25 protein-coding genes and 1 pseudogene are annotated in these 26,816 nt (G+C 70.2%); 17 read left to right on the forward strand and 9 right to left on the reverse strand.

Translation table 11 applies throughout. From position 1 onward, the window contains the following. On the forward strand, positions 1-774 hold a 774-nt coding region (locus tag ACFT2C_RS20145; RefSeq protein ID WP_377208853.1), incomplete at its 5' end, for a YesL family protein. Beyond that, positions 771-3,392, forward strand: a complete 2,622-nt coding sequence (locus ACFT2C_RS20150) for a beta-galactosidase (RefSeq protein WP_377208854.1) — start codon at positions 771-773, stop codon at positions 3,390-3,392. The genes ACFT2C_RS20145 and ACFT2C_RS20150, both read left to right, overlap by 4 nt. A 79-nt stretch (positions 3,393-3,471) precedes the next feature. Here the strand turns inward: ACFT2C_RS20150 and ACFT2C_RS20155 are convergent, their stop codons facing one another. Both ACFT2C_RS20155 and ACFT2C_RS20160 read right to left on the reverse strand, forming a co-directional pair. After that, on the reverse strand, positions 3,472-3,900 hold the full coding sequence (locus ACFT2C_RS20155; RefSeq protein ID WP_377208855.1) for a hypothetical protein: 429 nt from the start codon (positions 3,898-3,900) through the stop codon (positions 3,472-3,474). Positions 3,901-4,144: 244 nt separating this feature from the next. Further along, on the reverse strand, positions 4,145-4,795 hold the full coding sequence (locus ACFT2C_RS20160) for a TetR/AcrR family transcriptional regulator (RefSeq protein ID WP_377208856.1): 651 nt from the start codon (positions 4,793-4,795) through the stop codon (positions 4,145-4,147). Between the two features lie 99 nt (positions 4,796-4,894). Here ACFT2C_RS20160 and ACFT2C_RS20165 point away from each other — a divergent pair, with 99 nt between their 5' ends. After that, positions 4,895-5,551, forward strand: a complete 657-nt coding sequence (locus ACFT2C_RS20165) for an NAD(P)-dependent oxidoreductase (protein ID WP_377208857.1) — start codon at positions 4,895-4,897, stop codon at positions 5,549-5,551. A 21-nt stretch (positions 5,552-5,572) separates the two neighbouring features. On the opposite strand, the pseudogene ACFT2C_RS20170 reads toward ACFT2C_RS20165, so the two are convergent. The 5 genes and pseudogenes from ACFT2C_RS20170 to ACFT2C_RS20190 all read right to left on the reverse strand — a co-directional run. Next, positions 5,573-5,914: pseudogene (locus tag ACFT2C_RS20170) on the reverse strand (thiamine pyrophosphate-dependent enzyme); the annotation flags it as partial. Further along, complete coding sequence (locus tag ACFT2C_RS20175; protein WP_377208858.1) at positions 5,893-6,141, reverse strand: thiamine pyrophosphate-binding protein; 249 nt, start codon at positions 6,139-6,141, stop codon at positions 5,893-5,895. The gene ACFT2C_RS20175 and the pseudogene ACFT2C_RS20170, both read right to left, overlap by 22 nt. Positions 6,142-6,285: 144 nt before the next feature. Further along, positions 6,286-7,788, reverse strand: a complete 1,503-nt coding sequence (locus tag ACFT2C_RS20180) for an aldehyde dehydrogenase family protein (protein WP_377208859.1) — start codon at positions 7,786-7,788, stop codon at positions 6,286-6,288. 11 nt (positions 7,789-7,799) lie between these two features. Beyond that, the gene (locus ACFT2C_RS20185; protein ID WP_377208860.1) at positions 7,800-9,077 is read right to left on the reverse strand and encodes an NAD(P)/FAD-dependent oxidoreductase; all 1,278 of its coding nucleotides are present in this window, start codon (positions 9,075-9,077) and stop codon (positions 7,800-7,802) included. A gap of 23 nt (positions 9,078-9,100) precedes the next feature. Then, positions 9,101-9,775: a haloacid dehalogenase type II gene (locus tag ACFT2C_RS20190; RefSeq protein ID WP_377208861.1), complete on the reverse strand. Its 675-nt coding sequence runs from the start codon at positions 9,773-9,775 to the stop codon at positions 9,101-9,103. Positions 9,776-9,912: 137 nt separating this feature from the next. On the opposite strand from ACFT2C_RS20190, the gene ACFT2C_RS20195 reads away from it, so the two are divergent. From ACFT2C_RS20195 to ACFT2C_RS20215, 5 genes are all read left to right on the forward strand, one after another. Next, positions 9,913-10,674 carry a GntR family transcriptional regulator gene (locus ACFT2C_RS20195; protein WP_377208862.1) on the forward strand — a complete coding sequence of 254 codons (762 nt, stop codon included), beginning with the start codon at positions 9,913-9,915 and terminating at the stop codon, positions 10,672-10,674. Positions 10,675-10,932: 258 nt separating this feature from the next. Further along, positions 10,933-11,865, forward strand: coding sequence for an ABC transporter substrate-binding protein (locus ACFT2C_RS20200; protein ID WP_377208863.1), 933 nt, complete (start codon positions 10,933-10,935; stop codon positions 11,863-11,865). Between the two features lie 4 nt (positions 11,866-11,869). After that, the gene (locus ACFT2C_RS20205) at positions 11,870-12,808 is read left to right on the forward strand and encodes an amino acid ABC transporter permease (RefSeq protein ID WP_377208864.1); all 939 of its coding nucleotides are present in this window, start codon (positions 11,870-11,872) and stop codon (positions 12,806-12,808) included. Then, the gene (locus ACFT2C_RS20210; protein ID WP_377208865.1) at positions 12,805-13,572 is read left to right on the forward strand and encodes an amino acid ABC transporter ATP-binding protein; all 768 of its coding nucleotides are present in this window, start codon (positions 12,805-12,807) and stop codon (positions 13,570-13,572) included. The genes ACFT2C_RS20205 and ACFT2C_RS20210 overlap by 4 nt, the downstream gene beginning before the upstream one ends. Next, entirely contained in the window at positions 13,572-14,714 is a 1,143-nt protein-coding gene (locus ACFT2C_RS20215) for an FAD-dependent oxidoreductase (protein WP_377208866.1), read from the forward strand. Before ACFT2C_RS20210 ends, ACFT2C_RS20215 begins: the two co-directional genes overlap by 1 nt. Before the next feature lie 50 nt (positions 14,715-14,764). Here the strand turns inward: ACFT2C_RS20215 and ACFT2C_RS20220 are convergent, their stop codons facing one another. Next, complete coding sequence (locus ACFT2C_RS20220; protein ID WP_377208867.1) at positions 14,765-15,436, reverse strand: GntR family transcriptional regulator; 672 nt, start codon at positions 15,434-15,436, stop codon at positions 14,765-14,767. 65 nt (positions 15,437-15,501) lie between these two features. Here ACFT2C_RS20220 and ACFT2C_RS20225 point away from each other — a divergent pair, with 65 nt between their 5' ends. The 8 genes from ACFT2C_RS20225 (at position 15,502) to ACFT2C_RS20260 (ending at position 23,530) form a co-directional block, all read left to right on the forward strand. Further along, positions 15,502-16,764: an aspartate aminotransferase family protein gene (locus ACFT2C_RS20225; protein ID WP_377208868.1), complete on the forward strand. Its 1,263-nt coding sequence runs from the start codon at positions 15,502-15,504 to the stop codon at positions 16,762-16,764. 11 nt (positions 16,765-16,775) lie between these two features. Beyond that, positions 16,776-17,852 (forward strand): alanine dehydrogenase, encoded by a 1,077-nt coding sequence (gene ald / locus ACFT2C_RS20230; protein WP_377208869.1) that lies wholly within the window; start codon positions 16,776-16,778, stop codon positions 17,850-17,852. 20 nt (positions 17,853-17,872) lie between these two features. Next, positions 17,873-19,369: an NAD-dependent succinate-semialdehyde dehydrogenase gene (locus tag ACFT2C_RS20235; protein WP_377208870.1), complete on the forward strand. Its 1,497-nt coding sequence runs from the start codon at positions 17,873-17,875 to the stop codon at positions 19,367-19,369. Beyond that, positions 19,366-20,454, forward strand: a complete 1,089-nt coding sequence (locus tag ACFT2C_RS20240) for a tartrate dehydrogenase (RefSeq protein ID WP_377208871.1) — start codon at positions 19,366-19,368, stop codon at positions 20,452-20,454. The genes ACFT2C_RS20235 and ACFT2C_RS20240 overlap by 4 nt, the downstream gene beginning before the upstream one ends. Continuing rightward, positions 20,451-21,866 carry an aspartate ammonia-lyase gene (locus ACFT2C_RS20245; protein ID WP_377208872.1) on the forward strand — a complete coding sequence of 472 codons (1,416 nt, stop codon included), beginning with the start codon at positions 20,451-20,453 and terminating at the stop codon, positions 21,864-21,866. Before ACFT2C_RS20240 ends, ACFT2C_RS20245 begins: the two co-directional genes overlap by 4 nt. Continuing rightward, positions 21,863-22,576 (forward strand): SDR family oxidoreductase, encoded by a 714-nt coding sequence (locus tag ACFT2C_RS20250; protein WP_377208873.1) that lies wholly within the window; start codon positions 21,863-21,865, stop codon positions 22,574-22,576. Before ACFT2C_RS20245 ends, ACFT2C_RS20250 begins: the two co-directional genes overlap by 4 nt. Before the next feature lie 32 nt (positions 22,577-22,608). Further along, complete coding sequence (locus ACFT2C_RS20255) at positions 22,609-23,013, forward strand: pilus assembly protein CpaE (RefSeq protein WP_377208874.1); 405 nt, start codon at positions 22,609-22,611, stop codon at positions 23,011-23,013. A 274-nt stretch (positions 23,014-23,287) separates the two neighbouring features. After that, complete coding sequence (locus ACFT2C_RS20260; protein ID WP_377208875.1) at positions 23,288-23,530, forward strand: hypothetical protein; 243 nt, start codon at positions 23,288-23,290, stop codon at positions 23,528-23,530. Here ACFT2C_RS20260 and ACFT2C_RS20265 read toward each other — a convergent pair. After that, positions 23,527-24,393 (reverse strand): hypothetical protein, encoded by an 867-nt coding sequence (locus tag ACFT2C_RS20265; RefSeq protein ID WP_377208876.1) that lies wholly within the window; start codon positions 24,391-24,393, stop codon positions 23,527-23,529. The genes ACFT2C_RS20260 and ACFT2C_RS20265 overlap by 4 nt on opposite strands. Positions 24,394-24,628: 235 nt before the next feature. Here ACFT2C_RS20265 and ACFT2C_RS20270 point away from each other — a divergent pair, with 235 nt between their 5' ends. Next, positions 24,629-26,770, forward strand: a complete 2,142-nt coding sequence (locus ACFT2C_RS20270) for an elongation factor G (RefSeq protein WP_377208877.1) — start codon at positions 24,629-24,631, stop codon at positions 26,768-26,770. The last annotated feature ends 46 nt before the right edge of the window (positions 26,771-26,816 follow it).

Below are 26,816 nucleotides of genomic sequence, written 5' to 3' on the forward strand. Positions count from 1 at the left end.
TCCCCCGGCACGGGCCTCGTCGCCCTGGACGAACGGGTCCGCCTCGCAGCAAGCTCGGCCGCAGACCGCGCCGGGCCCGCACAACCCACACCGACAGACAGGGCGATCGTGCGCAGCATCTTCGACGCGAACTCACCGCTCCTGCGGTTCCTGACCAGGGTCGCGGACCTGATGATCCTCAACATGGTGTTCGTCGCCACGTCCGTCCCGGTCGTCACGCTGGGGGCGTCGCTGACCGCTCTCAACTACACCGCCATGAAGATCGTCACGGACGAGTGCGAGTCCGTGACGGGCGACTACCTCAGGTCGTTCCGGGCGAACTTCCGGCAGGCGACCCTCCTGGGGCTGGCCGTGGCGTTCCTCGCACTGGTCCTCGCGGCCTGGTACGTGGCCGTGGAGGTCCTCGACCTCTCCGCCGTCGCCCAGTTCCTCCTGCAGGCGATCTGCTACCTGGTGGCGTTCAGGGTCGTGCTGGTCGCCCTGTACGCGTTTCCCTACCTGGCGAAGTTCGACGACAGCGTGCGTGACGTGCTGAACAACTCGCGCCGGATGTCGGCCCGCCACCTGGGCACGTCGCTGACCGTCCTCGTGGTCACCGCGCTGCCGGTCGTCATCACCGTCTACTACCCGGCGGCCACGGTCTACGGCCTGCTCTGGTTCCTGATCGGTTTCGCGGGAACAGCCCTCGTGAACGGGTTCGCGTTCACGAACATCTTCGGCAAGTACATCGCGCCCCAGGCGACCGTTTCCGTGGAAAGCGCAGGAGTGAATTGACCGAGACGACCGCGACCGCCGTCGCCCTCAGCCCCTCAGGGCTCGTGCTCGACGGCGGCGAGCAGGTGCGCCTGTGTGCCTCCCTGTTCTACTTCCGTATCCCGCGCGAGTCGTGGGCCTCCCGCCTCGAGGCGGTGCGGGAGTCGGGCTACGACCTCATCGACGTCTACCTTCCGTGGAACTTCCACGAGGTGGCCCCCGGGCGGTGGGACTTCGAGGGGCGGCGCGACGTCGCGGCGTTCCTCGACCTCGCGCACGCCGCGGGTCTGCGGGTGATCGCCCGCCCGGGCCCCTACATCTGCTCGGAGTGGGACGGCGGCGCCCTGCCCGCGTGGCTCACCCTCGAGGAGGGGCTGCAGGTCCGGCAGGCCGAGCCGCGCTACCTCGCCCAGGTCGAGGCCTGGTTCGACCAGGTCCTGCCGCTGCTCGCCGCACGCGAGCACGGGCGCGGCGGCGCGGTGGTCGCGGTCCAGCTCGAGAACGAGCTGGACTTCTTCGACTGCGCGGACCGTGCCGGGTACGTCGGCCGGCTGCGCGACCTCGCCGTGCGGCACGGGATCGGTGTGCCGCTCATCGCCTGCGCGGGGCAGGGCGACCTGACCGGCGCCACGGGCGACGTCGACGGCGTCGCGCCCGCCTTCAACTTCTACCCGGACGACCGCTCGGCGTTCGTCGAGCCCGAGGTCCGGCGCTACGCGGACCTCGTCGCGGGCCGCGGCCTGCCGCTGCTCGTCACCGAGACGAACCGGCTGCACGTCACGCTGCGGCGGCTGGTCGTCAGCGGGGCCAAGGTCGTCGCGCCGTATCTCCAGGCGTCCGGGTTCGACTTCGGGTACACGCCCTCGGTAGGCAACTGGGGCGACCCGGGCGGGTTCATGTCGCACGACTACGACTTCGGCGGGTACCTCGACCCGGTCGGCGCACCCCGCCCCGAGATGGCCGACGCCCGGGTCCTCGCCCGGGTGGCGCGCACCCTCGGGCCCGCTCTCGCCCGGGCCACCACCGCGGCCGCCGACGACGCGTACCGCGCCGACGTCGCCACGAGCGCCTCGCCGTCGCGGCTCCTGCTCGACGGCGGCGGTGAGCTGGTCGGCGTCCCGAACCTGACCGACGACGCCGGGACGGCGACCCTCCCGGCGTGGCCCGGCGGCCCCGAGGTGGCGGTGCCGCTGCCCGCGGCGTCGTGCCTGCTCGTGCTGCGCGACCTGCCGCTGGACCGGTTCGGGCTGCCGGGGACCCTACGCCTGGCGAGCGCCGACCTCGTGGGCGCCGGGCCGGAAGGGCTCGAGCTGTCGGCGGCGGGCGCGAGCGTGATCGCGTTGGAGGCCCCGGACGGCGCGCCGGTGCTGGTCGAGCTCGGCGCCCCCGAGCCGGGCGCGCCGGTCCGGGCGCGGGTCGACGCCGGGGTCGCGGGCGTGGCGTGGGACGTCGTCGTCCGCCACCCGCAGGACGTGGGCGCGGCCTCGTATGCGCCGTCGGACGTGGGCACGGCGTCGGCCGCTCATCCGCCGGTCACCGCCCTGACCAGGCTCGATCTGACCACGCGCACCGGGCTCACCGCCCGGCACGACCTGCCGCCGACGTCGGAGGCGCTGGGCGTCTACCGCGGGCGCACGCACTACGCGGCAGACCTGGCCGGAGCCGACGAGCTGCTGGTCGAGGGCGCGTCCGACATCGTCGACCTGGCGTTGGACGGCGTGGCCCAGCCGACGGTCGCCCGCTTCGGGGCGACGTTCCTCCTGCCCGCGGCCGGGGCGGCGCACCTGGACGCGACGGTCGAGACCTGGGGGCACGCCAACTTCGACGACCTCCGCCTGCCCGCCCTGCGCCTGGGGTCGCTGCGGGGGCTCGGCAGGGTGTGGTCGGTCGTCGAGCGGTCGGACGTGTCCGCCCTGTGGCAGGTGAGCGGGCAGGTAAGCGGGCGCGCGGGCGCCGCGGGCGGCTGGCCCGGCGAACCGGCCCCACTGCGCACGCTCGGGGGATGGAGCAGCACCCGTGTCGGCGATCCGACCACCTACTCGCGCGGCCTTCCCGTGGACGGGACGCACCACCACGCGCTGCGCCTGGACGGGATCGCGGGCTCGGTCAGCGTGACCGTGGACGGGGTGGCGCGCACCGTGACCGACCAGGACCCGTGGCTGCACCTCGCACCCGGCGAGGGGCACGACATCGCCGTCACCGTGCCGCACCTGCCGGGATCCTCGCTGGCCGCCGAGCTGCTCCGGCTGGAACCGGTCCGCGGCTGGGACGTCGAACCGCAGCCCGACGAGGCGATCCTCGCCGTCGCGCACGCCGACGCCGCCGGTGAGACAGTGCACCTGCCGCTGGAGCTGAGTCCCGGCGAGGAACGCTGGTTCGACGCGGCAGTGCCGCCCGGCGGGCTCTCGCTCCGGTTCGCGGGGGCCCAGGTCCGGGTCAGTGCCTTCGCCGGCGGGGAGCTGCTGGGCCGGATATGGCTCGACGACCCCGCGCGGCCACGCTTCACGGGCGGCGACGCCGGCCGGCTGTGGCTCCCCGCCGCGTGGAACACGGGGTCGATCCGGTTCCTGGTCCGCGGCACCCAGGGGGAGGAGCCGCCGGTCCTGAGCGGCGTGCGCCTTACCGCGACCCAGGAGTGAGCACAACCTCGCGAACGCGACCTGAGTTTGGTTCTCAGGTCCGAGGGCAACACTCGGGTCGTGTTCGCGGGTCGAGGCGTCAGGCGGAGAGACAGTCCTCGATGGCCGACCCGAGCAGCGAGTCCAGCAGCGCGAAGTCGGCGTCCGTCAGGTAGTTGAGCGCGGGGACGTCCTTACCCTGGTTCGCCGCGCCGCCCCCGACGGTCGCCCGGGTGTGGATCATCGGCTCCTCGGTGAGCCCCTTGGCGGTCATGAAGTCGGCGATGACGCCGTCGACCACGTAGGTGCATTGGGGAAGCCCGATCTCCTCGGCGACCACGAACTCGCCGATATCGCTGAGCGGCTGCCATGGGGTGCCGCCCTGGCTGAGCTGCGCGTACGCGGCGTCGTTCCAGTCCTCCTTGTAACAGTGGTGTGCCGAGGCCGTGCCGGCAAGGGCGATGGTCAGTGCTGCCGTGCCGGCGAGCGTGGCGAAAAGGCGCCCCGTGGCGCGTGTGGTTCTGGACATCTTCGTCGCTTTCTGGGGGTGGCCGACCCTGTCGGCCAGAGGGGTGGGGCCCGCGGGGGGTGCGGCCGGTGAGGCCCCGGCCGCAGCGCGAGGCTGAGGTGTCAGGCGGCCGGGGACGACGTGGTCCGAGCCGTCCGGACCGCCGCGGGCTACGTCTGCGGCGAGTGGCGGAGCGCCGATGTCGGTGCCCCTCTTTGAACCGTGAGCGCGTCGCGCGCCGATGTCCACCCGGGGATCGGGTGACTTACCGCGACCGGGGAGTGACCTTGGCCTGCGCGAGGACTCCGTCGACCAGCACCCGCAGCTTCCAGGCTGCCCGCGACGCGGCGTCACCACTGGTCAGGAGGGGACCGAGCGCGCGAATCGTGGGGTAGTCCTCCCCGGAGAGCGTGCTGTGGAAGTCGTCGAGCCCTGCTGGGGCCGACGCCTCCAGGGCAGACGACGCGATGTGCTGGCCGAAGAGGTCGATGGCCCAGGCGCACGCCTCGTCCGCGAGGCCGCCGTCGCGCAGCAGCCGCAGGATCTCCTCCACGATGCGCAGGGAGCTCGGGCCCGTCGTCAGCTGAGCCCGGCCGACCGTGGCCAGGTCCCTGTGTGCGGCCAGAGCGTCCGTCGCGCGCAGCACGAGGAGCTCGAGCCTGGCCCGCCAGTCGCCGTCGGCGCTGGTCGGCAGGTCGACGTCGGCGACGGCCAGGTCGTGGGCGAGTGCCATGAGCTCCTGGCGGTCCGAGACGTAGACGTAGAGCGACGCCGGGGCGGTGTCCACGGCGTCGGCCACGCGGCGCATGGTCACGGCGTCCGACCCGAGCTGGTCGACCAGCTCGAGCGCTGCGGCGACTATCGAGTCCCGGCTCAGGGGCGGCTTCGCGGGACGAGTACGCGGGGTGGCGGTCATCCACGAAGCCTACGGTTGACGTACGTCGTTCGCCACGTACAGTGTTCGCTACGAACGGTGTTCGTTACCAGCGGTGTTCGTCAAGGACGGGAGAAATCGATGGGCCAGTTGTCGACCACCCAGCTGATCGTGTTCGGCGCGAACGGGGCCACCGGCCACGTCATCGTCGAGGAGGCGTTACGTGCCGGCCACGCCGTCACCGCCGCCGTGCGTGACCCGGCCGCGTTCCGGCCGGTTCCGCCCGAGATCCGCGGCGCGAACCTCAGCGTCGTCCGGGCCGACGTGCGCGACGTCGACAGCGTCCGCGCCGCCGTCACCGGCCAGGACGCCGTCATCTCGGCGATCGGGCCCGCGGGCGGGCGCGCGGACGGGCTCTACTCCGCCGGCGCCCGCGCGCTCGTCTCGGCCATGGTCGAGTGCGGCGTCGACCGTCTTGTCGCGCTCTCCTCGAGCGGCGTGCGCCGGGACGACCCGAACCATCCGCTGTGGTATCGCGTCGTGGCCCGCACCCTGCTCGCGGAGCTCTACGCGGACATGCGCCGGATGGAGGACATCGTCCGGAACAGCCCGCTCGACTGGACCTTCGTCCGGCCGGCGCGGATCGTGGACGAGCCGCCGACGGGAGCGTTCCGCGCCCTGGACGGCTCGAATCCCCGGGGAGGCACGAGCGTCAGCCGGGTCGACCTCGCCCGGTTCGTCGTGGCAGCGGTCGACGACGAGCGCTGGTCGCGCAGCCGGCCGACCCTCGCCCGCTGAAGCGCGCGGTCAGGCGTGCGATCAGGCGAACAGGCGCCGGAACACGTTCGTGTCGGCGAGGTCGACGAGCTCGTCGCCGCGCCCCGACAGGATCGTGCGGATCGCGTACAGCGTGAAGCCCTTGGCCTGCTGGGCGGTGATCGCCGGCGGGATCGACAGCTCCTGCCGGGCGGTGACGACGTCGACCAGCGCCGGGCCGTCGTGGGCGAACGCCGCCCGCAGTGCGTCCTCGAGGTCGTCCGGCTTCTCGACCCGCTGCCCGTGGATGCCCATCGCGTTCGCGACGTCGGCGAAGTTCGGGTTGTCGAGCTGCGTGCCGTAGTTCACGAAGCCGGCGGCCTTCATCTCCAGCTCGACGAAGTTCCCGGCCCGCAGCTGCCGGCGCAGACGGTGAGCTCGCCGGTCAGGGTGGCCTCGGCCGCCGCCGCGAACGCCGCCGCCTCCTCGTGACGCACGTGCTGCCAGGTGACCCCGTCGCTGGTGCGGATGGCGTCGGTGAACCCGTTCAGGGAGTCGCCCGGCAGACCGTAGACCCGCTCGACCCCCGCGTCCTCGATGATCTCCACGATGGTCTCGGCCACGTTCGTCATTGCCTGCGCTCCCTGGGGTTCGCCTCGGTCTCGGCACCTCTGTGCCGAGGACGTTCTCGAACGTAGACGGGGTCGGAAGTGGTCGCAACGCCGGAAACGGGCAAGGGCTGTGTGGCCTCGACCACACGGCTCACCGGGAACCGGTCACGAGACCAGGTTCACGATCGTGGCCTTCGGTTCCGTCATGGCCTCGACGGCGAACCGCACACCTTCTCGTCCGATGCCCGAGTTCTTGAAGCCGCCGAACGGCATGGAGTCCACGCGTAGGTCGCTCGTGCCGTTGACGACGACGGCCCCCGCGACCAGCCGGGCGGACACACCGAACGCCGTCTCGACCGATTGGGTGAAGACCCCGGCCTGCAGCGCGTACTCACTGTTGTTGGCCGCCGAGATCGCGGTGTCGAGGTCCTCGAAGGGGATGACCGTCACGACCGGGCCGAAGACCTCGTCGGTGAGCACCTGCGAGCCCTCGGCGACGCCGGTGAGGACCGTCGGCTCGTAGAACGCGCCGCGTCGGATCCCGCCGGCGTGGACCGTCGCGCCGTCTGCGACCGCCCCGCCGACCCACCTCTCGACGCGTTGTGCCTCGGCCTGGCTGACGAGCGGACCGACGTCCGTGGCCGAGTCATGCTTGCTGCCGACCCTGAGCCGCCTGGTCCGGGCGACCGTGTCGTGGAGGAACTCGTCGTAGACCGAGGCGTGGACATAGACGCGCTGGACCGACAGGCAGTTCTGTCCGGCGACGCCGAACGCGCCGTCGACGACCGCCTCGATGGCGTCGGACACAACCGCGTCCGCGCACACGATCGTCGGGTTGTTCCCGCCGAGCTCCATCAGCATCTTCCGCGGTCCCGCGGCGGCGGTGATCTTCGCCGCGGTCCTCGGCCCACCGGTGAACGACACGAGCGCGACCCGCTCGTCGGTGACCAGTGCCTGCCCGGCCCGGGCGCTCCCGCAGACCACGGCGACTCGTCCCGCCGGCACGCCGGCCGAGAGCAGGAGGTCGACGAACGCCAACGACGTGAGCGGCGTGTGGTCCGAGGGCTTGAGGACGACGCCGTTGCCGCCGATCAGCGCCGGCCCGAGCTTGTGCGCCACCAGGTTGAGCGGGTCGTTGAACGAGGTCAGCGCGGCAACCACGCCGACGGGCTCGCGGGTGAACCAGCCGACCCTGCCACGACCGCTCCGGCTCGCCGAGAACGGGATTGTCTCACCGGTGAGGACCGGCCCGGCTTCGGCCGAGAGCCGCAGGGTCTCCACGCAGCGGACTACCTCGCGCTCTGCTTCCGCGAGGGTCTTGACGCCTTCGGAGGCGATGAGGTGGGCGAACCGAGCCGAGTCCTGCGCCAGCAGCCGTGACGCCTGGTGGAGAGCCTCGCTGCGGGCCCACAGCGGCCAGTCCTGGTTCGCGAGCGACTCCTGGACGCCGGACACCGCGGCCGCGACGTCCGCCGGGGTGGAGTCAGCGACGTACCCCAGCAGCCGCCCGTCCTCCGGATCGGTGACCGGAAGTCTGAGGTCGTCGCGCTGCCAGGAGCCGCCGATGAAGGCCCCGCCGGGCACGGCCAGGTCGGGAACGGGATCGCCGGCGAGCCGAGGCTCGTCGGCGAGCTCCTCGGTCACCGCCGACTGGTTCGATGCGTTCATGTCCGGGCTCCTCAGCTGAACCGGTCGACGACCTTGGCGTAACCGCCGATGATCGGAAGGAACCAGGGCGGTCCGAAGTGGCCGGGCACGGCGGGGTGCGGCAGGTGCTCCCACAAGTTCCGGGACGGCTTTCCGAGCATCGACAGCGCCATCTGCTTGCCCATGTAGGTCGCCATCTGGACCCCGTGGCCGCTGTAGCCGAGCGAGTAGTGCACCCCGTTGCGCTCCCCGGCATGCACCATCTGGTCCATGGTGAGGTCGACGAGCCCGCCCCAGGTGTAGTCGATGCGCGCCGAGGAGAGAAAGGGGAACACGGCGCTCATCGCGCGCTTGAGGATCTCGGCACTCTTGAGGTCGGAGTCCGGGCTGGACAGTGCGAACCTGGCCCGGCCTCCGAAGAGCAGGCGGTTGTCCGGCGTGAGGCGGAAGTAGTAGGTGAGCATCTTGTTGTCGGCGGCCTGCCGGTTGCGGGGCAGGATCCGCTGGGCCGTCTCGATCGGCAGGGGCTCCGTCACGATGATGAAGCTGCCGACCGGGATGGTCCGCCGCTGCAGCCACGGCGTCAGCGATCCGGTGTAGCCGCTGGTCGCGACCAGGACCCGGTCGACGTCGATCACGCCGCGCGTCGTGCGGACCGAGTGGCCGCCTCCTGGACGAGCGGCCAGCTCGGTGACCTGGGCGTCCTCGCAGATCGTGACCCCTGCACGAGTGCCGGCCTCGGCGAGACCGTGCGCGAGCTTGCCGACATGGACCCCGGCTCCCAGCGGGTCCACCATGCCGCCGGCGTAGAAGTCGGTGCCGATCTCGCTGTGGAGGTCCGGCTTGTCGACGACGGTCACGGAGTAGTCCGCGAGCTTCGCCAGCGTCTCCTGCGTCTGGCGCATCTGGCCGACCTGCTTGGCGTTCATGGCCAGCGTCAGCTTGCCGGAGCGCTGGAAGTCGCAGTCGATCGAGTGCTCCTTCACCAGCTCCTCGATCGTGTCGATGGCCTGGTTGTACTCCGAGAACATCTCGAGGGCACGGGCCTGGCCGTACCGCTTGATGGCCTTGCCGAGCCCGATCGCGAGACCGGTGGTGGCCATACCGCCGTTGCGACCCGAGGCGCCCCAGCCGACCGTGTGCGAGTCGAGCACGACCACGGACGCGCCGTGCTGCGCGGCCTCGAGGGCGGCGGACAGGCCGGTGAAGCCTGCGCCGACGATGGCGATGTCGGCGCGCTCGGGCACGGGGGTCCGGCGGTAGTCACCGGACGGCGTCGCGGTGTCGAGCCAGTAGGGCGTAAGCTTCACTTTTCCTCCTGGGGTGCGCCGCGTCAGATGCCGAGGAGCGAGTTGAGCTCGTCCAGGGACTTCACGGTGGTGTAGTTGTAGGCCGGGCTCTGAACGTCGTAGCCACGGTCGAGGTAGACCTTGTTCGTGAACCCGAGGTCGTCGGCGGGCATCAGGTCGTAGCGCACGTGCGAGGAGACGTGGAGGAACTCCTCCGGCTTGGCGCCGAGCTGGTCGAGCATGTACTCGAACGCCTGGTAGCGCGGCTTGTAGAAGCCGGCCTGCTCCGCGGTGTAGACCGCGTGGAAGTTCGCCCCCAGCTTGGGGACGGAGACGTCGAGGTACTTGGTGTCGGCGTTGGACAGGATCACGAGGGCGAAGTTGTCGCCGAGCTTCTTCAGCGGCGCGGGGACGTCGTCGTGCGGCTCCCAGGTGAGCACGGCGGCGGCCAGCTGCTGGCCGGCGTCCTCGTTGACCTCGAGCCCCCACTTCTTGCAGGTCCGCGCATAGGCGTCGTGCAGGACCTGGTCGTAGGCGTAGAACTCGCCGCAGACCTGGTCGTAGCGGTACTTGCGGAAGTCGGTGAGGAAGACCTCGGTCTGGTCCTCGGTCAGCCGGTCGCCGAGCAGGCGCCGGGTGGTGCTGGCGATCTCGAAGTAGATCAGCGTGCCGTAGCAGTCGAAGGACACGTACTTCGGGCGGGGGATTGAGGTCGACATGGTTCGTTCCCATCGGTGTGCGGTGCGGTGGTGCGCGGTGCGGTGGTGCGCGGCGCCGACGTTGGCGCTCAGCGAACATAGCGCAGACGCCGACGATTGTCGACAGTCGGCAGCATGCCGTTGACAGTTGTCATCCGGTGACGGAGAATCTGGAGGCAATGCGGCGGCTGCCGACCTTCGGTGCCGGCGATGACCGAGGGGAGTCGATCGTGGCGGTGTCCGGTCTGAATGCGCTGAAGACGCTCGAACGAAAGTCGACCTCTGAGCGCATCAGCGAAGAGCTGCGGCAGATGATCATCGAGGGGCGGCTCAGGCCCGGCGAACAGCTTGCCGAGACTCGGATCGCCGAGCTGCTCGACGTGTCCAGAGCCCCAGTGCGTGAGGCGCTCCAGCAGCTCGTCCAGCAAAAGCTGCTGGTCTCCGCACGCAACCGGGGTGTCTCGGTGGCGCGCTTCACGGCCTCGGACATCTGGGAGATCTACGACGCACGAAGCGCGATCGAGAGCCATGCGGCCGGCCGGATCATCGACGGCGGGCCGGGCGCCCGGGCCCGTGCGACCGACGCCTTGCAGGCGGTGCGAGACAGGCTGCGCAGCGCGCTGAAGCAGGGCGATCACCGGAAGATATCGGCCGCTGACCTTGACTTTCATGCCACTCTGGTCGCCTCTGCGGGCAACTCGCGCCTCGTCGACGCGTACTCGATCCTCTCCGCCCAGGCCCTGGCGTGCATCAACCGGCTCGAGATCGCGATGCCGTCCGGTGACGAGCTCATCGACGAGCACGGCCTCCTCATCGACGCCCTCGCGGCGGGCGAGCGAGAGGCGTTGCTCAAGGCCATCAATGACCACCTGACCCTGGCCGCGAGCCACCTCACCGGGCCGCAGCCCTCGACCAACTGAGCTCCGACCGACCTCGCTGACCGGCGCTCGTCGCGCCCACCGATCCGCGTAGGCGCGACACTCGCGCGAGCCACTATGACGACGCCCGCCTCCAGGACCCGCAGCTGCCGGTCTCGGGGGCGGGCGTCCTGTCGTTCCGCCTGGAGTTGAGCGTGCTTCGAGTGCGGTGAGAAAAGTTGTCTACCGGCGAGTGTCGACAATCTGCGATCCGCGTGGTTGTATATGGGCCAGCCATTCCACCGCTGAAAGGGAACGACCATGAGAGTGCAAAGAAGCAGGCTCGCCGCGTCAGTCTTGGGCGCCGCGCTGCTGATGACGGCCAGCGGGTGCGGCGCCACGACCGCCACCCAGGAGGCCCCTGGCGCCGACGCCACCTCCGCCGAGGAGCTGCCGCAGGTGGAGGCCAGCCCGGAGGCGATCGAGCTGTTGCCGGCAGACCTGCAGGACGGCGGCACGATCACCATGGCCGCGGACCTGCACTACCCGCCCACCTCGTTCCTCGCCGAGGACAACAAGACGCCGGTCGGCTACAACGTCGACATCGCCCACCTGCTGGGTGAGGCGCTCGGGCTCGAGGTCGAGGTCAAGAACGTGACCTGGGACGGAGTGATCCCCGGTATCGCCGCGCACCGCTACGACTTCACCGCCACCAACATGACTCCGACCCCGGAACGGCTCGAGGTGCTGGACATGATCACCTACTGGTCGGCCGGGTCGTCGCTCCTTGCGGCCAAGGGCAACCCGCTGGGCCTGAGCCTGACCGACCAGTCCATGTGCGGGAAGAAGATCTCGGTGATGGCCGGTAGCTCGCAACAGGAGACGTACCTGCCCCAGATCTCCGAGGCGTGCGAGGCCGCCGGCGAGGACGCCGTCGAAGCCGTGGTCCTGGCGGACGTCCAGGGCGCGCTCACCCAGCTCGCCTCCAAGCGCATCGACGGTGTCTTCTCCGACACCTCGCAGCTTGCCTGGGCGGCGAAGCAGCAGCCGCAGGCGTTCGAGCTGCTCTCCCCGCAGTATCAGAAGAAGGAGGGTGACGACATCGTCGCCGTCGGTCTCCCCAACGACTCCCCGCTCACCCCGGCGTTGCATGCCGCGATGCAGGACCTGATAGACAACGGGGCCTACCAGGCCGCGCTGGACCGGTGGGGGCTGGGCGCGGGAGCGATTCCTACCTCCGAGCTCCTGAAGTAGATCGATGGCTCCGGACATCGGCGTGCTCGACAAGAGCCGCTCCGAGGAGGCGAAAGCAATGGATGCCACTGACAAGCCGCGGCTGCACCGGCGTGGGCCGCTCGAGTACGCGGCCTGGGCGGCGTGCGTGCTGGTGGCCGGCGGGCTGGCCCACACCCTGGTCACGAACGAGAACTACCAGTGGGAGGTGGTGGGCCAGTACTTCACGGCTCCGACGATCCTGGAGGGCCTTCGGCTGACGATCGTCCTGACGATCCTGGCGATGTTCTTCGGGGGCATCCTGGGCATGGTCGTCGCCGTGATGCGGGCCTCGACGGTGCGCCCGGTCCAGCTCCTGGCGTCGGGCTACATCACCTTCTTCCGGGGAACGCCGGTGCTGGTGCAGCTGATCTTCTGGTTCAACATCGCCGCGCTGTACCCGAACATCGCGGTCGGGATCCCGTTCACGGGCATCTCGCAAGCGGTCGACGTGAACGTGCTGATGAGCGCGACCACCGCGGCGATCATCGGCCTGTCGCTCAACGAGGCGGCCTATCTCGCGGAGATCATCCGCGGTGGCTTCGCGTCGGTGGACAAGGGCCAGATCGAGGCGGCCGACTCGCTCGGGATGAGCGCCCGGACGAAGCTGTTCCGGGTGATCATCCCGCAGGCGATGCCTACCGTCGTCCCCGCGACCGGCAACCAGATGATCGGGATGTTCAAGGAGACGTCGCTGGTCAGCGTGCTGGGTGTGGCCGAGCTGCTACAGAGCACCCAGCTGATCTACGCCCGCACCTACCAGACCATCCCGCTGCTGATCGTGGCCTGTCTCTGGTACCTCATCATGACGCTGGCCCTCAGCTACCCCCAGTCCTTGATCGAGAAGCGCTACTCGCTGGTGAAGTCGCGGGTGAGCAGCGAAGCCGCGGTCGACCCGGTGCCGCTGGGTGGTGAGGCGCGATGAACGGCGACGGAACCGTCTACGCCCGCGGGCTGCGCAAGTGCTACGGCGACCGGGTGGTGCTCGGCAGCATCGACCTGGACGTCGAGTGCGGCGAGATCGTGTGCATCATCGGCCCCAGCGGGTCGGGCAAGTCCACGCTGCTCCGTTGCGTCGACGGGCTCGAGGAGGCCGACCGGGGGATTCTCAGGGTGAACGGCGAGGACCTCGGGTTCGTCGAGACCGACACCGCCTACCGCGCCCGCAGCCGCAAGGAGGTGGCGATGCAGCGCACCCGGATCGGCATGGTCTTCCAGCAGTTCAACCTGTTCCCGAACATGACCGCGCGGGAGAACGTGATGGCCGGCCCGGTGCTGGTCAAGGGTGTCGCCAAGAAGGCGGCGGCCTCGCGAGCGGACTCGCTGCTGGCGGACGTCGGCCTGTCCGGACACGGCGACCACTATCCGTGGCAGCTCTCCGGCGGCCAGAAGCAGCGCGTGGCGATCGCCCGTGCGCTGGCCATGGACCCGAACGTGATGCTCTTCGACGAACCCACCAGTGCCCTGGACCCGGAGCGGGTCGGGGAGGTACTCGCGGTCATGAAAGGCCTGGCCGAGCGGGGGATGACCATGCTGGTGGCCACTCACGAGATGGGCTTCGCCAAGGAGGTGGCCGACACCGTGATGTTCATGGACGGCGGCGTGGTCGTGGAGCAGGGACCGCCCGCGGAGGTGCTGGGCAACCCCAAGGAAGCTCGGACGCAGAAGTTCCTGGAAAAGGTGCTGTGATGTCGGACGGTCCGCTTGCGGTCATCGGCGTCGGCAGTGTCGGCAGCATGGCGCTGTGGCAGGCCTCGAAGCTGGGCGTCCCCGCGGTCGGCTTCGAGGCGGTCTCCCCGGCGCACCCCCGCAGCGCCGTGGGTGGCGACACCCGGCTGTTCCGGATGACCTTCCGAGGGGAGCACAACTTCTATCCCGTGCTCCAGCTCGCCGAGCGGCTCTGGCGGAGCCTCGAGGAGGAGTCCGGGCAGGAGGTCTTCACCCAGTGCGGGGGGTTGTCGATCGGTGAGGTCGACGGGCCCTACATCCCGGCGCTGCTCGACTCGATCAAGCGTACCGGGGCACCACACGAGATCCTGGACCACGCCGAGATGGCGAGCCGTTACCCCCAGCACCGTCTGGCGCCGGGGGAGTGCGGCATCCTCGACACGCGAGCCGGGGTCCTTCGTACCGATCGCGCCGTCCTCTCTGCCGTCGACCTGGCCCGCCAGAACGGTGTGGAGATCATCAAGGACGCGCCGGTCCGCGAGGTCCGAGAGCTCTCCGACGGCGTACTCGTCTCGACGGACGACGGGAGCTGGACGTTCGACCGGGTGATCGTGGCCTCGGGCTCCGGGTCCGGGACCTTGCTGCCTGCCTACCTCCAGCGGCAGGTGCACCGAGAGCGCATGTTCCTCACGTGGTTCGCCGCCCACGACCCCAAGCAGTTCGTTCCCGATGCCTTCCCGATCTTCATCCGGATCACCGGCGACCGTTCCATGTACGGCGCACCGACGATCGACGGTTCTACGGTGAAGGCGACCCTGGACGGGCGAGGAGTGACGGTGGCGGACGGCGACCCGATCGCCCGGGAGCTCACGCCTGCCGAGGTCGCGGAGTCGCTGGACACGGTCCAGGAGTTCTTCCCCGGTCTGATCCCCGAGATCGTCCGGTCGGACGCCTACCCCGATCTCTGCACGTCCGACTCCACCGGACTCCTGGGGCCGGTTCCGGGCAGCGAGCGCATCTACTGCGCCACCGGGTTCTCCGGCGCCGGCTTCAAGATGTCGTCCGCCCTGGGCGCCATCGCCACCTCGGAAGTGCTGGCGGCGGAGCCGCTCGTGGATGGTCTGGACTTCCTTCGTCCGGAGCGGTTCGCCCCAGCCGGCTGACCGGACGGAGTCAGGGCCGCTCGCGACGTCCCGTCGGTGCGGCCGTGAGCTCAGTCGCGACCGTCCAGGATCTCGATGACCCGCCGGGCGTTGGTCTCGATGTGGCCGCGCACGTGCTGCACGGCGGTGGCGGTATCGCCGGACTCGATGGCCTCGAGGATCGTCCGGTGCTCGGCGAGGATGTCGTCTGGGTGCTCGAACTCGCGGTCCTCCAGCGACAGCACCGTCAGGTAGAAGCGGAGCTCGACCATGAGCTCGGCGTAGAACTCGTCGAGGCGGCTGCTGCGCAGCATCGCGACGATCGCGGAGTGGAATGCCAGGTCCAGGTCGACGATACGAAGCGCGTCGTGCGAGGACGCTGCCTCGACGAGCTCGTCGTACGCCGTCCTCAGTGCCGACAGCTCAGGCTCCTCCGCGGGGCTTGAGACGGCCGCCGTCTCCAGCACCTCGCGGGCGGTGTAGAGGGCGTCGACCTTCTCCGGAGTGGGTGAGATGACCACGGCGCCGCGGTTGACCTGGTACTGCACCAGGCCGCTCTGCTCGAGGATCCGGACCGCCTCCCGCACGGTGTTGCGGGCGACACCCAGCTCCGTGGCTATCGCGCTCTCCCGCAGTCGGTCGCCGGGCGCGAACGCGCCGGCGACGATCCGTGAGGCGAGGCCTGCGGCCAGAGCCTGCGCGGCCGTGGACCGCTGCACCACCAAACCTTCGAGTGCTGACATGACATGAAGGATAGCCGTCTCGAGCCTCTTGTGCATTACAGCGCAACTGTCCTACAGTTGCGCACATGGTCACGACAAGACTTCCGGGCGACGCGCTCTGGAACCCCCAGGCTCATATGCCGACCGCACGGGCCAAGCGACTCGTGCTGACGGGCGGTGAGGGTGCGTGGCTGGTGAGCTCGACGGGTCAGCGTCTCCTCGACGCCACCGCCAGCCTGTGGCACGCGAACATCGGCCACGGACGAGCTCGTCTCGCCGACGTCGCGTACCACCAGATGCGGAAGCTGGAGACTTACCACACGTTCGGTCGCTTCGCGAACGAGCCGGCCCTTCTCCTCGCCGACCGCCTCGCCGAGCTCGGGCCGGTGCCCGGCGCCAAGGTCATGCTCACCAGTGGTGGCTCCGACTCGGTCGACCTGGCGTGCAAGCTGGCCCGCCGGCACTGGCAGCTCGAGGATCGTCCCGAGAAGACGATGATCCTCAGCCGCGTCGGCGCCTACCACGGGCTCCACGCCTACGGCACCAGCGTGGCGGGCCTGCAGTACAACCGGGACGGCTACGGCACCTCCTCGCTGGTCCCGGAGACCGCGCGGGTCGCCACCAACGACATCGCGGCGGTCCGGCGGTCGGTCGCCGAGATCGGCCCGGAGAACATCGCCGCGATCATCGCCGAGCCGGTCATCGGCACGGGAGGTGTCATCGGCCCCGCCGAGGGCTACCTCCAGGGGCTGCAGGACCTCTGCCGGCGCCACGACATCCTGTTCATCGCCGACGAGGTGATCACCGGCTTCGGCCGGACCGGCCACCAGTTCGCGTCGCACCGGTGGGACATCCAGCCCGACATGGTCACGATGGCCAAGGGCATCACCTCCGGCTACGCCCCCCTGGGCGGGGTCCTCGTGTCGCCACGCATCTCAGAGCGGTTCTTCGAGGGCGCGGACGCGCCGATCTTCCGTCACGGCCTCACGTACTCCGGTCATGCCACGGCCTGCGCGGTAGCCCTCGCCAACCTGGACGTGATCGACGAGGAGGGCCTGGTCGAGCAGGCGGGCCGGCTCGAGACCGTGCTGGCGAAGGCAGTCGAGCCCCTGCGCGACCACGAGCTCGTCGAGGAAGTGCGTTCCGGAGCGGGCTTCATGGCGGGCATCCACCTGCACGACGGCGTCAGTGGCGACGCGATCGCCGAGACCTGCACGGACGCCGGAGTCCTGATCCGGGTCATCCACGACAACACGCTGCAGATCTGCCCGCCCTTCGTCACCACCGAGGACGAGGTCGAGCTGATCGCCGGCACCATCACCCAGGCGCTCGACGCCTACCAGCACTAGGAGAAGAATCCATGCGCATCTCAGTGGTCAGGGAGATCAAGCCCGCGGAGCGCCGCGTGGCGCTGACCGACGCCGGGGCACGCGCCCTGGTCGCGGACGGCCACGACGTGCTCGTCGAGCGCGGCGCCGGCGTCGGATCGGGTATCCCGGACGAGGACTACGAACGGGCCGGGGCCAAGATCGTCAGCACCGACGACGCCTGGGCGGCAGAGCTGGTGGTCAAGGTCAAGGAGCCCGTGGCCGCCGAGTACGGCCTGCTGAGTGAGGAGAGCGTCCTCTTCACCTACCTGCACCTGGCCGCCGACCGACCGCTGACCCAGGCGCTCCTCGACAACCGCGTCACGGCCATCGCCTACGAGACGGTCGTCGACGACCGCGGCGAGCTGCCGCTCCTCAAGCCGATGAGCGAGGTCGCCGGGCGCCTTGCCGCTCACGCCGCCGGGCAGTACCTCATGCATCCGTACGGTGGACCCGGCCTGCTTCTCGGGGGCTCGCCCGGCGTCCCGCCCGCCAAGGTCACCGTGCTCGGCGGGGGAGTGGTCGGCACCCAGGCAGCCTCGCTCGCCGTGGGCATGCGGGCCGACGTCACGATCCTGGACACCTCGTCGCGCCGGGTGCGCGAGCTCGAGGAGCTCTTCGGCAGCTCCGCGCACGTCCTGCAGTCGGCAGGCGGACCGGCGATCACCGCGCTCCGCGACGCCGACGTCGTGATCGGAGCCGTGCTCGTACCCGGAGCGGCGGCGCCGAAGCTCCTCACTCGGGGCGACCTCGGCCTGCTCAAGGCAGACGCACTCCTCATCGACGTCGCCATCGACCAGGGAGGCTGCTTCGAGACGTCGCGGCCCACCACCCACGATGCGCCGACCTACGTGGTGGACGGCATCACCCACTACTGCGTGGCCAACATGCCAGGCGCCGTGCCGCGCACGTCGACCCGGGCGCTCACGAACGCGACGCTGCCCTACGTGCGCCGCCTCGCCGGGCTCGGCGTGGACGAGGCGCTCGAGCGCGACCCGGGCCTGCGGAGCGGCCTCAACACCCGAGCCGGAACCATCACCCACGACGCCGTCGCCGCGGCATTCAACTGAGCGCGGAGAAGGAGACAGAAATGACCCGGACAGAAGTCGCCGCAGAACGCGCGACCAACGACGTGACCGAGGTGCTGGCGGGCGTGCCCCGAGACCTCTTCCTCGGCGGCAGGTGGGTGCCCGCCGCGAACAGGGATCGGATGCCGGTGATCAACCCCGCCACCGAAGAGGTGCTCACGGAGGTCGCCGACGCCGGCGCGCAGGATGCACTGGCAGCCCTGGAAGCGGCCGAGCGGGCCCAGGAGTCCTGGGCCCGAACCTCCGCCCGGACGCGGTCGGAGATCCTCTACCGCGCCTTCGAGCTGACCGTCGAGCGCACCGAGCAGCTGGCGCTGCTCATGACGCTCGAGATGGGCAAGCCGCTGGCCGCTGCGCGCGGCGAGGTCGCCTACGCCGCGGAGTTCTTCCGCTGGTTCGCCGAGGAGGCGGTCCGGATCGACGGGGGCTACGCCCACCGCCCCGACGGGGCCGCGCGGAACCTGCAGGTCAGGCAGCCGGTCGGTCCCTCCCTGCTGATCATCCCGTGGAACTTCCCGCTGGCGATGGGTGCCCGAAAGCTCGGCCCGGCGATCGCAGCAGGCTGCGTCAGCATCCTGAAACCTGCTCCCCAGACGCCGCTCTGCTCGCTGGCGCTCGCGGAGATTCTCGCCGAGGCCGGCCTCCCGGACGGCGTGCTCAGCGTCGTGACCACCAGCCGCGCCGCGGACGTCGTCACGCCGATGCTGGAGAGCGGGATCATCCGCAAGCTGTCCTTCACCGGGTCCACCGAGGTCGGCAAGCTCCTGCTCGCCCAGGCGGCCCGAAGTGTCCTGCGCACCTCGATGGAGCTCGGCGGCAACGCGCCGTTCCTCGTGCTCGAGGACGCGGACCTCGACCGGGCGGTCGACGCGGCGTTCGACGCGAAGATGCGGAACATGGGCGAGGCCTGCACGGCCGCCAACCGGTTCTTCGTGCACACGACCGTCGCCGAGCAGTTTGCGGGACGGCTGGCCGAACGCATGGGCGCCCTGACCGTCGGCGACGGCACGCAGGACGGAGTCGACGTCGGACCGCTGATCGACGAGCCCAGCTGCGAGAAGGTGCGCGCGCTGGTCGACGAGGCCGTGGACCGCGGTGCGTCGGTCCTCGTCGGCGGCGGTCGCCCCGACCGACCCGGTTACTTCGCGGAGCCGACGGTCCTGACGGGCACCGACCCGGGGAGCGCGCTGGCGCGCACCGAGATCTTCGGGCCCGTCGCCGCGATCCAGACCTTCACCAGCCTCGACGACGCGATCCGCCGGGCGAACGACACCGAATGGGGCCTGGTCGGGTACGTCGCCACCCAGGACCTCGACAACGCGCTCAACGTGGCTGAACGCCTGGAGGTCGGCATGGTCGGCATCAATACCGGCGTCGTCTCGACGCCTTCGGCGCCGTTCGGCGGCGTCAAGCAGTCCGGCCTCGGGCGTGAGGGCGGCCGGATCGGGATCGACGAGTTCCTCGAGACCAAGTACATCTCGATCCCGGTGCGGCCATGAGCGGCCCGCGCGCGTACACCGTCGACGTGATCGCCGGCGACGGGATCGGCCAGGAGGTCATGCCCGCGGCGATCACCTGCATCGACGCTATCGCTCCCGCCCTGGGCTTCACGGTCACCTGGCGGGATCGGCAATGGGGCTCGGACCACTACCGTGCCAACGGCCGGATGATGCCGGTGGACGGCCTCGACCAGCTCGCCACCGGTGACGGCATCCTGCTGGGTGCGGTCGGCGCTCCCGACATCCCGGACGACGTCACGCTCTGGGGTCTGCTGATCCCGATCCGCCGGGAGTTCCAGCAGTACGTCAACCTGCGCCCGATACGGATCCTCCCGGGCGTGATCTCGCCCATCGCCGGTCTGGACGAGCTCGACCTCGTCGTCGTCCGGGAGAACGTCGAGGGGGAGTACTCGGAGATCGGTGGCCGGGTCTACCGCGGGCGCCCGGAGGAGACGGCGATCCAGGAGGCGGTGTTCAGCCGGACCGGGATCGAGCGGGTCGCGACGTACGCCGTCGACCTCGCGAGCCGGCGCCAGGGACGCCTCGTCTCCGCGACCAAGTCCAACGGCATCATCCACACGATGCCGTTCTGGGACGAGGTCGTCCGGGAGTGTGTCGACGCGAGCTCTGGCGTGACGCTGGAGAGCGTCCTGATCGACGCGCTGGCCGCGCGGGTCGTGCTCAAGCCCCGGACGCTCGACGTCATCGTCGCGTCGAACCTCTTCGGCGACATCCTCTCCGATCTGGCGGCCGCCGTCGCCGGGTCGATCGGTGTGGCCCCGAGCGCCAACCTGAACCCGCCGCGCCAGTACCCGTCGATGTTCGAGCCGGTGCACGGTTCCGCGCCCGACATCGCCGGCCGGGGCATCGCGAACCCGGTGGGTCAGATCTGGGCATCAGCCATGATGCTCGAGCACCTCGGCGAGCCCCTCGGCGCCCAGATCCTGGTCGACGGCATCGAGTCGGCACTGGCAGAGGGCGTCCGTACGGCGGACCTGGGCGGCACAGCCACGACGACCGAGGTCGCGGACGCCATCACGCGCCACTGCCTGGACGCTCTCGCGACGACAGTCGGGCGCGCATGAGTACCGGCAGTGATCTCGCCGACGAGGTTCGTCTCGAGCGCGATCTGCTCGGCGGCTACGCCGTACCCGCCTCGGCGCTCTACGGGGTCCACACCGCCCGGGCACTGGCGAACTTCGACGTCACCGGTGACACGCTCGCGCGCTACCCGCTGCTGGTCGAGGCGCTGGCGGCGGTCAAGCAGGCCGCGGCCGCGGCCAACCGCCGGTGCGGGCGGCTGGACCCGAGGATCGCGACAGCGATCATCGGCGCCTGCGAACAGGTGCGCCGGGGTGAGCACCACGACCAGTTCGTGGTCGATCCCCTCCAGGGTGGGGCCGGCACCTCGACGAACATGAACGCGAACGAGGTCATCGCCAACGTCGCCCTCGAACGACTCGGGCGGGACCGGGGCGCGTACGACGTCGTGCACCCGCTCGAGCACGTCAACCTCGGACAGAGCACGAACGATGTCTACCCCACGGCGGTCAAGCTTGCGCTGCACCGAGCCGCGGGAGACCTCCAGGAGTCGTTGGGGCTCGCGCAGCGGGCCTTCGCCGCCAAGGCGGAGGATCTCGCGACGACCGTCAAGCTCGGTCGCACCCAGCTGCAGGACGCCGTCCCGATGACGCTGGGCCAGGAGCTCGGCGCCTTCGCCGGCATGCTGGCGAAGGAGAGAGCTGCGCTGGCCGGCGCCCGCCGGCAGCTGTGCGAGCTGAACCTGGGAGGGACCGCGATCGGGACGACGCTCAACGCGCACCCCGACTTTCGGGTCTACGCCCTGGCGGAGCTGAGGAGCATCACAGGCATCGCGGAGCTGTGCTCGGCGGCCGACCTCGTCGAGGCCACCCAGGACACCGGGGCCTACGTCCACCTGTCCGGCGTCATGAGGCAGACGGCCGTCAAGCTCTCCAAGATCTGCAACGACCTGCGGCTGCTGAGCTCGGGCCCGCGTGCGGGCCTCCACGAGATCAGTCTCCCGGCGGTCCAGGCGGGGTCGAGCATGATGCCCGGCAAGGTCAACCCGGTCATCCCGGAGCTCGTCAACCAGGTTGCGTTCGAGGTCATCGGCAACGACCTGACCGTGACGCTCGCGGCGGAGGCCGGGCAGCTCCAGCTCAACGCGTTCGGGCCCGTCATCGCGCGTTCGCTGCTGGATGGTGCGGCGCACCTCGCCGCGGCCGTGCGTGCTCTCGCCACGCGCTGCGTCGGTGGCATCGCCGTCAACCGCGAGCACCTGGCGAACCTCCTGCCGGACTCCCTCGTCACCGTGACCCACCTCAGCCCGGTCCTCGGCTACGCGCGGGCAAGCGAGCTCGCCGTCGAGGTGGGCTCGGCTGGTGGGGGAGTCCTTGACCTGGCTGTGCGCAAGGGCCTGCTCGACGACGTCCAGGTTCGGCAGATCGAGGAAGACGCGGGGTTGGTCGGCCGATGAGCATCGCGCGAAGGGTGGCGGTGGTCACCGGGGGAAACCGGGGGATCGGGCTCGAGATCTGCCGGCAGCTCGCCGGCCTCGACTACCACGTGGTGCTGACGGCCCGGGACGCCGACCGCGCTGACGAGCAGGCCCGATCACTGGACGCCTCGTGCACCGGTGAGGTCAGCGGCCTGGGCCTCGACGTCGTGGACGGGCCATCGGTCGAGGCGGCGTTCCGGCACGTTCGGAAGCAGCACGGCCGGATCGACGTGCTCGTGAACAACGCTGGTATCGCGGTCGACGGCGCGGAGCACCGGCCGTCCTCGCCGGACTTCACGCGCATCCGGCGCACCCTGGAGACGAACCTCCTCGGCGCCTGGCGGTGCTGCGCCGAGGTCGTCCCGTCGATGCGGGCGCGCGGCTACGGCCGGATCGTCAACCTGAGCAGCACGATGGCATCGCTCGAGCTGACCCGATCGTCGACCTCCCCCGCCTACCGCATCTCGAAGACCGGGCTCAACATGCTCACCCGGACGCTGGCCATCGAGCTGAATGGCACCGGCATCCTGGTCAACGCCGCATCACCCGGGTACACGCGGACCGACATGAGCCCCGACGCGGAGCGACCGGTCGAAGCTGGAGCAGACACGCCGGTCTGGCTCGCCACGCTGCCGGGCACCGGACCAACCGGACAGTTCTTTCTGGACAGGCGAGCCCTCGCCTGGTGAGTGCTGTGTTCCCGATGTCTGACAATGGGTAGATGATCTCCACCGAGCTTGCCGCGAAGCTGCGTGACGCCGGCCTGGTCTGGAACCCGGTCGACGGCGACCAGTTCCGCATCGCCGCGCCCGAGCTCGCGGCCGACATCTTCACCGTGAGCACGATGACGATCGAGGCGCACGAGTTCCCGACGGGCACGATCCTCGGCTTCAACGGGACCACCGAGTGGGCGCTCGACTCCGTAGCGATCGAGGACGCCCTCTGGCTGCCGCGCGAGGACCAGCTGCGAGCCCTCCTGCGCTCCAGCTTCCGCGCCCTGCGCCGGACCGACGGCGTCTACGAGGTCGAGGTCGAGACGCTCGGGCGGTCGCATGTCTATGCCGACCCGGAGCCCGCAGACGCCTATGGCCAGGCGCTGCTCGCGCTCATCGAGCTCAGCCGCTGACGCACCGCAGACCAGGCGCCCTGGGCTGCGACCTGGACGTCGGCATTGCTGGTACGGGAGCATGGCGAGATGCGTCCAGAGGACCTGAACGATTTCTATAGTTTATCGGCTCAGGTAATACCAGTCCTTGTGTTGCTTGTCGCGATTGAAACGAGATGGTACCCAGCTTGTGAGCGCGGGGCTCGATCGAGAATATGCGATCGAGGTGTTCCGGTGGGTTGATCACGAAGGGCTGTACAGGCTCCACCTAGCTCGCTTGTACCTCAGAGCTTCCGTGAGCAGCATCCGTAGCGGGGCCTTTGGATATCTGGTGCCCTTCGCGCTGTCGTGTGAGATGTTCGCGATTATCGGGGTTCTCACGGACTGGCCTCGCGTGTTCGAGATCGTCATCGTCGTCCTCGTTTTGATTGCAGTGTTCGCTCTGGTTGCCATCGCGACTGACGCGCTGGCCTTCGCGACCCGCGGCAAGGACGACGAAAAGGATGACGGCTCGGTCCCGGAAGAGGCGACGCTCTAGTTATTCGGGGCCGCCGGCCACGTGCGCTTCGCCTCCAGGATCCAAAATGCTGAGAAGAGGCCGATCTCCCATGCTTCGAGCACGATCACCGTGTACGGCGAGTGCAGGGCCGCAAGGACCAAGGCGATCGGGACCCCTGTGAGCATCAGGAAGAATATCGTGCGATAGGTGCTGACACCTGGCCCGCTTCCGCCGAAGGGACCCGGCCAGGCGTGGCTGGCCACGGCCGCCGCCAGGCTCACGAAGAGCAGGATGGCCGCGGAAAGATGGATCCACTTGAAGCTGTCGTCCACGAATCCGTTGACAATGACGAGAACGAGAAACGCCGCGCCGAGCACGTTCGTTCCTATGAGCACCCACTTGGTTGCCTGTTGGTCCAGCAGGCCGGGGATCGTCCATTGACCAAAACGCTGTTCCACGAGTACGAAGGCTATGGTGATCAGGATGACAACGCCGATGGTGACGCGAAGCGCGTCTATCGCCGCCTTTTGATCCTGGGCCTCGAGGGAGGCAAGGGTCTCCGTGAGACCGGTCGGCACAAAGGCAACGAAGATCGCGTAGAAACCGGCGACGTTGAGGGTGTAGTCCTCGAACGGTGGAAAGCCTCGATAGACAATGAGGCAGACGGCAGTGCCCACCATGGCACCCACGAAGATGTCTCGGATCGGGCCCAGGTAGTAAGCGCTGATGGAGCCCTCGAGCTGTCCGGTGAACGAAACGATCAGGATCGAAAGAAACAGGAGCGCCGTCAGCGTCACCAACATGAGTCGCAAATGGCGATACGTCTCGCCCGCCCGCATGCCGGCTTCAGCGTCGGGCGCGGGCTGAGCTATGCCTGTCACAGCGTCGTCATTGTCGCTCATGCATTGATGCTCACCCTGCTCGGGGGTTTTGTCCAGCGTGTTCCGATTAATCACCCGACGTGACGACCGTCCCGTCCTGGATGACGGCGCTCAGCCGGGAGTCGGCGCTCGGTGCCCCGCATCGTCCGGGAGCCGTAGCAGTCCTACCTAGCTCCTGGGGGTGCATTCTCGCCGCCCGGCGCGCCATGATGTCGGGTAGACCCCATGTCGGGTAGACCCCATGTTGGGAGGCCTCATGGACGCGGCACCCACGACCCACCGGACCATCGCCGTCGTCGGCGCATCGGGCGCGGGCAAGACGACGCTCACCGAGGCGCTGCTGCTCCGCGCCGGCGCGATCCCCCGCGCGGGCCGCGTGGAGGACGGCACCACTGTGAGCGACCACGAGCCCGAGGAGGTCGCCCGGGGCATCTCGCTCGGCCTCGCGCTCGGGACGCTCACCTGGACGTGTCCCGACGGCGCCGTGCGCACGCTGACCCTGGCGGACGCGCCGGGCCACCCGGACTTCGCGGGCGCCGCTGACACGGCCCTGTCGGTGGCGGACCTCGCGCTCGTCGTCGTCAGCGCCGTCGACGGCGTGCAGCCCGGCACCCGGACCGCGTGGGCGACGGCGGAGGCGCTCGGCGTGCCGCGCGTCGTCGTCGTCACCCAGGAGGACCGGGCCCGCGCCGACTTCCGGCGCGTGCTCGCCGAGCTGCGCGAGGCGTTCGGCGAGCACCTGTGGCCCATCGAGCTGCCGCTCGGCGAGGAGCAGTCGTTCGGTGCGATCGCCGACGTGCTCGGCGATCGCGCCCTCGTGTACGACGACGCCGGCCGCCACCACGACGAGGACCTGCCGCCCGAGGCCGTCGACGAGGAGCACCGGATGCACGTCGACGTGATCGAGGAGCTCGTGTCGCACGACGACGAGCAGCTCGACGCGTACCTGTCGGGTCAGGAGCCGGCTGCCGCCGACCTCGAGCGTGACCTCGCGCGCGAGGTGGCCACGGGCGAGGCGGTGCCGGTCGCGGTCGCCTCGGGCGTGACCGCCGCCGGCGTCGACCGGCTGACGGACCTGCTGTGCGAGCTGGCGCCCGCTCCGGCGGAGCGGGACAGCCGCATAGTTGTCGGCTCGGGCGGCGGCTCGGGCGCGGCCGACGGCAGCGCCGGAAGCGCACAAGCCGGCGCCAGGTACAGCGCCAGAGACAGCGCCGACGGCGACCCGGGGCGCACCGTCGCGGTCGCCGCCGACCCGTCGGGGGAGCCGCTCGTGCACATCTTCCGCACCATGGTCGACCCCTTCGTGGGCCAGGTCTCGATGCTCAAGGTGCTCTCCGGCGTCGTGCGCACGTCCGACCGGCTGCGCAACGCGACCACCGGCACCGACGAGCGCATCCACGGCCTGTTCCGGCTGCAGGGCAAGGAGCACATCCCGGTCGGGGAGCTCGCCGCGGGCGACGTCGGCGCCGCGGCCAAGCTGGGCGGCTCGCCGTCGGGCACGCTGCTCTGGTCGCGGCCGTCGGGCCGGGCGCGGCCGTTCCTGCCGCCGCCGCGGCAGCCCGTCTACGCCGCGGCGCTCGTGCCCGCGTCGCAGTCGGACGACGAGCGCATGCCGGCGGCGCTGGCCCGGCTCGTCGCCGAGGACCCGACGCTCGTCGTCGAGCGGGTGGGCGAGGCGACGGTGCTGCGCGGCCTCGGTGACACGCAGCTCGACGTCGCGATCGAGCGGCTCGCGCGCGTGTTCGGCGTCCATGCCGAGACGGGGCCGGTGCCCGTGGAGTACCGGGAGACGATAGTGCGAGCCACGCAGGCCGAGGGCAAGGTCAAGAAGCAGTCGGGCGGGCACGGCCAGTTCGCCGTCGTGCAGCTGCGGGTGGCCCCGCTGCGCGAGGGCGGCTTCGAGTTCGTCGACTCGGTGGTGGGCGGCGCCGTGCCGCGGCAGTACATCTCGGCGGTCGAGAAGGGGGCGCACGACGCCATGGCCGCCGGAGGGCCACAGGGCCACCCCGTCGTCGACCTGCGCGTCGAGGTGTACGACGGCAAGTCGCACTCCGTGGACTCCTCCGACATGGCGTTCCGCACGGCGGCGGCCGCGGGCGTCCGGGCCGCGCTTGCCGAGGCGGGGACCGTGCTGCTGGAGCCCGTGGCGACGGTGACCGTGACCGTCCCGCCCGACCACCAGGGCGCTGTGCTCACCGACCTGTCCGGGCGGCGCGGGCGCGTCTCGGCGACCGAGCTGGCCGACGACGGCCGCGCGCGCCTGGTCGCGACGGTCCCGGAGGCGGAGCTGAGCCGCTACGTCCTCGACCTGCGGTCGCTCACCGGCGGCCGCGCGGAGCTCACGATCCAGCTCGCCGGCTACGAGCGGGCGCCGGGGAGAAGCGGGTCCCGCACGTAGTCCTGAGGCCAGAATTCCGCTACTTACGCCGAAATTATTCGTCACT

The sequence above is a fragment of the Promicromonospora sp. NPDC057138 genome (genome assembly GCF_042670845.1).
GTDB lineage: Bacteria > Actinomycetota > Actinomycetes > Actinomycetales > Cellulomonadaceae > Promicromonospora.

Coding starts and splice junctions, on each gene's coding strand:
- ACFT2C_RS20180 (WP_377208859.1), bottom strand. CDS start 7,788: ATGAACGCATCGAACCAGTCGGCGGTGACCGAGGAGCTCGCCGACGAG.
- ald (WP_377208869.1), top strand. CDS start 16,776: ATGCGCATCTCAGTGGTCAGGGAGATCAAGCCCGCGGAGCGCCGCGTG.
- ACFT2C_RS20270 (WP_377208877.1), top strand. CDS start 24,629: ATGGACGCGGCACCCACGACCCACCGGACCATCGCCGTCGTCGGCGCA.
- ACFT2C_RS20265 (WP_377208876.1), bottom strand. CDS start 24,393: ATGAGCGACAATGACGACGCTGTGACAGGCATAGCTCAGCCCGCGCCC.
- ACFT2C_RS20215 (WP_377208866.1), top strand. CDS start 13,572: ATGTCGGACGGTCCGCTTGCGGTCATCGGCGTCGGCAGTGTCGGCAGC.
- ACFT2C_RS20220 (WP_377208867.1), bottom strand. CDS start 15,436: ATGTCAGCACTCGAAGGTTTGGTGGTGCAGCGGTCCACGGCCGCGCAG.
- ACFT2C_RS20240 (WP_377208871.1), top strand. CDS start 19,366: ATGAGCGGCCCGCGCGCGTACACCGTCGACGTGATCGCCGGCGACGGG.
- ACFT2C_RS20250 (WP_377208873.1), top strand. CDS start 21,863: ATGAGCATCGCGCGAAGGGTGGCGGTGGTCACCGGGGGAAACCGGGGG.
- ACFT2C_RS20245 (WP_377208872.1), top strand. CDS start 20,451: ATGAGTACCGGCAGTGATCTCGCCGACGAGGTTCGTCTCGAGCGCGAT.
- ACFT2C_RS20205 (WP_377208864.1), top strand. CDS start 11,870: ATGGCTCCGGACATCGGCGTGCTCGACAAGAGCCGCTCCGAGGAGGCG.
- ACFT2C_RS20255 (WP_377208874.1), top strand. CDS start 22,609: ATGATCTCCACCGAGCTTGCCGCGAAGCTGCGTGACGCCGGCCTGGTC.
- ACFT2C_RS20225 (WP_377208868.1), top strand. CDS start 15,502: ATGGTCACGACAAGACTTCCGGGCGACGCGCTCTGGAACCCCCAGGCT.
- ACFT2C_RS20235 (WP_377208870.1), top strand. CDS start 17,873: ATGACCCGGACAGAAGTCGCCGCAGAACGCGCGACCAACGACGTGACC.
- ACFT2C_RS20160 (WP_377208856.1), bottom strand. CDS start 4,795: ATGACCGCCACCCCGCGTACTCGTCCCGCGAAGCCGCCCCTGAGCCGG.
- ACFT2C_RS20210 (WP_377208865.1), top strand. CDS start 12,805: ATGAACGGCGACGGAACCGTCTACGCCCGCGGGCTGCGCAAGTGCTAC.
- ACFT2C_RS20200 (WP_377208863.1), top strand. CDS start 10,933: ATGAGAGTGCAAAGAAGCAGGCTCGCCGCGTCAGTCTTGGGCGCCGCG.
- ACFT2C_RS20165 (WP_377208857.1), top strand. CDS start 4,895: ATGGGCCAGTTGTCGACCACCCAGCTGATCGTGTTCGGCGCGAACGGG.
- ACFT2C_RS20190 (WP_377208861.1), bottom strand. CDS start 9,775: ATGTCGACCTCAATCCCCCGCCCGAAGTACGTGTCCTTCGACTGCTAC.
- ACFT2C_RS20175 (WP_377208858.1), bottom strand. CDS start 6,141: ATGACGAACGTGGCCGAGACCATCGTGGAGATCATCGAGGACGCGGGG.
- ACFT2C_RS20155 (WP_377208855.1), bottom strand. CDS start 3,900: ATGTCCAGAACCACACGCGCCACGGGGCGCCTTTTCGCCACGCTCGCC.